This window comes from Acidovorax sp. KPB24-07 (assembly GCF_057543315.1).
Window position 1 is genome coordinate 1 of sequence record NZ_BAAJYS010000261.1, and the last position, 4,929, is coordinate 4,929.

Genomic DNA, 4,929 nt, shown 5'->3' on the forward strand with positions numbered 1-4,929 from the left:
CCGACGCCGAGCGCCTGCGCGCGGCCGGCGCCCGCGTGCAGGGCGTGTTCGGCAACCTCAAGTTCGACGTGGTGCCCGACGCCGCCCAACTGGCGCAAGGCCGCGAATGGCGCGACGCCACCGGCCGCCGCGTGGTCCTATTGGCCAGCAGCCGCGAGGGCGAAGAAGCGATGTGGCTGGAGGCCTTGCAGTCAAAACGGACTCCAGCGCAAATAACACTAGGGCATTCTGCTATCAATTCAGGAGTGTCCAGCACAGGGGCATCGGCAGCAGCCCTTCCCGTGCAATGGCTGGTGGTGCCACGCCACCCCCAGCGCTTCGCCCAGGTGCGGGAGCTGATCGAGGCCGCCGGCCTGACCGTGTCGCCCCGCAGCACCTGGGGCGCCGCACCCGGCACCGCCGACGTGTGGCTGGGCGACTCGCTGGGCGAGATGGCGCTGTACTACGGCCTCTCGCACGCGGCCCTGCTGGGCGGCAGCTACGCGCCGCTGGGCGGCCAGAACCTGATTGAGGCGGCGGCCTGCGGCTGCCCGGTGGTGACGGGGCCGCACACGTTCAACTTTGCCGAGGCGGCATGGCTGGCGTGCGAAGCGGGGGCGGCGCTGCGGGTGAAGGACATGGCCGAGGGGGTCGCCGTGGCGGAGGCGCTGGTGGGGGATGGGTCGAGGCTGGAGGAAGTGCAGGGCAGGGCGGTGGCGTTTACCAGCGCGCACCGGGGGGCGGCGTTGGCGACGGCGCTGGCTGTGGCGCAGATGTTGCGGGTGCAGCTTGGGGGCTCGTGAACGCCTTATCCAATCGATTCCGTTCGGCGCTGTTGACAACGATGCACTACGGCGGCGGGTTGAATCTACCGACTGGCGCGAACCCTTATTTTCCGACTATCTAATGCGCGCACAATAGCAATGCAGCGGGCAATCGTCTGCAGGTCACTCCAATAGCTGGTTGATCAGCCGACAAGGGGTTACTTAAGCAGACGAGATGCATGCGCAACGCGGAGGGCGAGTACAACTCGTTTATTACATCGATTAATCGAGGGAGAATCCATGCACATTGTTTCCGTTATCAACTACAAGGGCGGCGTCGGCAAGACTACAGTCACCTCAAACATCGCTAGCGAGTTGGCTTGGCGAGGGAAAAAGGTCTTGTTGATAGACACCGATGCCCAAGCCAGCCTCACTTTCTCATTCGTCACCCCCGACGACTGGGACGAGAATTACAAGGCAGGCAAGACAATTAAATCCTGGTTCGACGCGATTAGCCAAGGCCAAGAACCGCCTGCATTGAACGACTTCATCATCACTCCCCCGGCCGTTAATAGACGACTTGCAAATGGCGAAGGAGGAAAGATTGACCTGATCTGCTCGCACCTCGGATTGATCAACGTCGATCTCGACCTAGCCCTCCTACTTGGCGGGGCCAATATGACAGCGGCGAAGCGCAACTACCTGAAGGTTCATGGGCAGCTTCGACAGGCCCTGGCGTCGATCGCCAACAGCGCGGACTACGACATCGTCCTCATTGACTGCCCGCCTAACTTCAACATCGTCACAAAGAACGCGATCGTTGCTAGCGAACACATCCTGATCCCCGCCAAGCCCGACTACCTTTCGACGTTGGGCATTGACTACCTGCAACGCAGCGTCAGAGAGCTTGTCGAGGACTTTAATGAATATGCGGGTCCCGACGAGGAGGACTCAATCTCTCCCCATATCCTCGGTGTCATCTTTACTATGATTCAAATCACTAGCGGCCAGCCCATCTCGGCACAACGGCAATTCATCTCCCAGACCAAGCGCCTCGGCGTGAAAACGCTGGACAACAACTTCCGTGAGAACAAGACCATCTTCGCCGACGCACCTCAGAACCTCGTGCCAGTCGTGCTCAACGCATATACGAACAACACGCACTCTGACATCGTCCACGAGATAGAGGCGGTCGTCGGCGAGTTCTCCAACTTGCTGGGAGGCATATGAGCACCTCATCGACTCTCGCAGCCTCCGCCCTGCGGCGGCTAGCCGCCGCACTCGATCGAATGTCCGAAGAGGAACTCGCTCGACTTAGTGAGTCTGGGGCGGAGATCGAGATCAAAGTCTTACGCAGGCGTTCGAGGGAGGAGCTTACTCCTGAGGCAAGGCTAGATTTGGCTGACATCGTCGCGAAGCTCACGGGGGCGGCAAGCCGAGCCGATGCGTCTAAGTTCCTTGAGGACAGCTTTGGGACAAAGAAAGCTCTCGAACAGATAGCTCGGCATCTCGACGTTTTGGTGTCTAAGCAGGACAAAGCTGAAACGTTGCGCGATAGGATCATCGAAGCCACAGTTGGAGCTCGCCTTAGATCAGAAGCAATTCAGGGCAGCAACTGAATTGAGAGGACATAGAGTCATTAGGGTTTCATGCGAACGCCCGATGCCAGGGACGTTCGCTCTTCCCTCAGCCAGGCGAGGTTCATCACGATCAGTGCCAACCAAGCGAAGGCAGCTGCATTCCAAGGTAGAACTCCGTTCCCCTGAATGCCGAAGCGGGATCGGCAATCACGGCAACCATCGATGAGCCCACGATCATCGTTAGCGACATCAACACGCCAACGCTGGAAAAGAGCCAGCACACAAGACTTATTGCCACTCTGCGACCGTTCTTGGCTCGTTCCATTTTCGCTTCAAGTTTCTGCTGTGAGGACTGACCACAACCAGCGTTCGCCAAGTCTTGGCACCCGCAGTTCACGCGCTGTCCATTGTCTTTGGATGCGTCACCCACCAGACCGCACCCATCCAGAACAGGAAGTAGGTCACGCCCGCCAACGCGACGGAAGCGCCTGACGGCCAATCCAGCTTTGCAGCCAGAGCCAAAGGAACGACCAGGATGGCGGCCAACAGCATGCCTTTGTTCTGGGGATCCAAACCCCCCGATGTCACCCAAAGCGCCACGAAGGTCGAGGCGCACGCCAGGACGAGCGCAATGGCTATCCGGACCCAGATCGGGGCGGTGATTGGTTTGCAGCGGACGACACCCATTTGCCACATCCAGATTCAAGATTCAAGATTCAAAGGAAGTCCAACTGTGGCAAATGAACGGCGGCTTGTGGCCGGATGGCTGCCTGCCGTGACCCGCCGATTCCAGCGTTGCCCGGGACGACTGGCTGCGCGCTGATTCATTCCTCCACTGGCGCTCGGGGATTTCAGGTTGTCCGAAACACTGTTTTTAAGTACAGTCTTTCAAGTTCTCTCCCGTCCCTCGCGCCGTGCTGATGACCTGGGTGGCACATGGGCCAACTCAGCGTGAGACACCCCACCGTACCTCGGCCAACCCAGGCCATGCACGGGCCGAGACACGTTTTCCACTCCACCGCGAAGCCAACTGTCCCGCCCCTTGGCTCCGCATCCATCGCCCGCCGCCTCACACCTGCCAAGGGGTACACACGCTGGCCATGCAACCCTTCAGGAGGCAAAGCAATGCGAGTCAAATTCATGGGATTCCGGTTTGTCCTTCAACCGCAGGGCCCCCTGTCGCTGGAGACCTTCGCGCAGGCCCTTTCCGCCCGGGGCTACGATCCCAGCGCGCCCGCGGATGGGCAGCGCCTGTTCTTCCTGAACGATTCCGCGGACCCCGACTACCACGTGGGCGTGGTCATCACCGTCAAGGACCACAAGACCTATTGCGAACTGGTCCGCGCGCCCACCAACATCCTGATGCGCGTGGCGCAGGTGCGTCGCGACGCCAGCCTGATGGATTTCAACTTCTTCGTGCTGCACAAGCGCACGGGGGCGGGCATGTACCAGTACTACCACCACTCCTGCAGCGTGAGCACCTTCTGCCACCTGGCCGGCACCCATTTCAACCAGTACAAGGAGCAGGCGATCGCCGAGAAAATCGCGGCGGCTGGTGGCAGTGAGTTGACCGAGGCGCGGCGCGTCAAAATCCGACGCGAGCACAATGCCCGCTTCTCCTGGGAAGTGCTGGTGCGGCAAGAGGCGCTGCAGTCCATGATCGAAGAACTGGAGAAGGTGAAGAGTTTCGAATACGTGGTCGCCACGCCCGAGGTGCCGCAGGCGCAGTTCAAAGCCCACACGGCCTACATCAAGAACCGCGCGAGCAAGATCACCTTCGTGGCGGGCACGCCCGGCAAAATGCTGGCGGCGGCCATCCAGGCGTGTGTGAGGGCGGAGCGCCCCCAGCGCGGCCGCATCGAAGGGGTGGATGCCCATGGCGTCGAGAAAGTGATTTCCATCTTGGACAACCCGGAAAATTTCGGCGAATACGACTATGACCAGCTGGCTTCCAGGCTCGACCAGCTGGACGTGACACGCTTTTCCACCGCCTGGGTGGTCGAGGAACTGCTGCGGCAGTGCCGCGAGCACCGCCACATTTTCGAGATGCCGATGCGATGAGGCGGTATGTGCTCCAGGCGCTGCTGTTCTCGGCCGCCGTGGTGGCCGGTGTGGTCTTTGGAGTGCCCGACGCCGATGGGGCCATGCAGTTCTATGGCGAGAAGATCCGAGCCAGCCTGTTCACGGGCCTGCTCACCACGGGCAGCTTCTTGCTGTCGCTCAAGATCTTCATCGTGGTCAAGTTCAAGGAGACGGTGTTCGACACGCCGGGCTACCGCGAGCTGTTCGCGCAGCTGAAAAAGATCGACCCGCGCATCCGGCGCTATGTGCAGGTCCGCAATGTGAGCAACCTGATTTTTGCGTCCATCGTCTCGGCGCTTATCGGGGCGGCGGCGCAGGTCACGCTGGGCCTGTTGGACGTTTTTGCCTGCTTTCTGGCCTGCGTGGCGATCGCCGCGCTGCCGTCTGCGGCACGGCCAGCGCACAAGTCGCCGGCACGCTGAGCCTGCGCGCTGGCGTGACCCAAATCTCGCCCCAAGTCAAAAGCGGCAACCTGAGCGCGCCGAGCTTTCCCGGCACCCGCGTGGACGTGCATTCCGCCACGG

Annotated in this window: 6 protein-coding genes and 1 pseudogene; 6 read left to right on the forward strand and 1 reads right to left on the reverse strand. The window is 60.9% G+C overall.

Features of this window, described 5'->3' with window-relative positions:
• From AC27IQ_RS18810 to AC27IQ_RS18820, 3 genes are all read left to right on the forward strand, one after another.
• Window positions 1-782 (forward strand): 3-deoxy-D-manno-octulosonic acid transferase (locus tag AC27IQ_RS18810; RefSeq protein WP_487090378.1); only part of this gene is annotated, 782 nt, incomplete at its 5' end.
• Between the two features lie 261 nt (window positions 783-1,043).
• Window positions 1,044-1,973, forward strand: coding sequence for a ParA family protein (locus AC27IQ_RS18815; protein WP_487090379.1), 930 nt, complete (start codon window positions 1,044-1,046; stop codon window positions 1,971-1,973).
• Window positions 1,974-2,032: 59 nt separating this feature from the next.
• On the forward strand, window positions 2,033-2,362 hold the full coding sequence (locus AC27IQ_RS18820; protein WP_487090380.1) for a hypothetical protein: 330 nt from the start codon (window positions 2,033-2,035) through the stop codon (window positions 2,360-2,362).
• A 354-nt stretch (window positions 2,363-2,716) separates the two neighbouring features.
• Here the strand turns inward: AC27IQ_RS18820 and AC27IQ_RS18825 are convergent, their stop codons facing one another.
• Entirely contained in the window at window positions 2,717-3,010 is a 294-nt protein-coding gene (locus tag AC27IQ_RS18825) for a hypothetical protein (protein WP_487090381.1), read from the reverse strand.
• Between the two features lie 438 nt (window positions 3,011-3,448).
• Here AC27IQ_RS18825 and AC27IQ_RS18830 point away from each other — a divergent pair, with 438 nt between their 5' ends.
• The 3 genes and pseudogenes from AC27IQ_RS18830 to AC27IQ_RS18840 all read left to right on the forward strand — a co-directional run.
• A complete protein-coding gene (locus AC27IQ_RS18830) occupies window positions 3,449-4,384 on the forward strand; it encodes a hypothetical protein (RefSeq protein WP_487090382.1) in 936 nt (311 codons plus the stop codon).
• Window positions 4,385-4,392: 8 nt separating this feature from the next.
• On the forward strand, window positions 4,393-4,827 hold the full coding sequence (locus AC27IQ_RS18835; protein ID WP_487090383.1) for a hypothetical protein: 435 nt from the start codon (window positions 4,393-4,395) through the stop codon (window positions 4,825-4,827).
• Window positions 4,752-4,929 (forward strand): annotated as a pseudogene (locus AC27IQ_RS18840) (OmpW family protein); the annotation flags it as partial. The gene AC27IQ_RS18835 and the pseudogene AC27IQ_RS18840, both read left to right, overlap by 76 nt.

Bases quoted from the DNA above. Each gene is read 5' to 3' on its own strand.
- AC27IQ_RS18815 (WP_487090379.1), top strand. From the start codon at position 1,044: ATGCACATTGTTTCCGTTATCAACTACAAGGGCGGCGTCGGCAAGACT.
- AC27IQ_RS18820 (WP_487090380.1), top strand. From the start codon at position 2,033: ATGTCCGAAGAGGAACTCGCTCGACTTAGTGAGTCTGGGGCGGAGATC.
- AC27IQ_RS18825 (WP_487090381.1), bottom strand. From the start codon at position 3,010: ATGGGTGTCGTCCGCTGCAAACCAATCACCGCCCCGATCTGGGTCCGG.
- AC27IQ_RS18830 (WP_487090382.1), top strand. From the start codon at position 3,449: ATGCGAGTCAAATTCATGGGATTCCGGTTTGTCCTTCAACCGCAGGGC.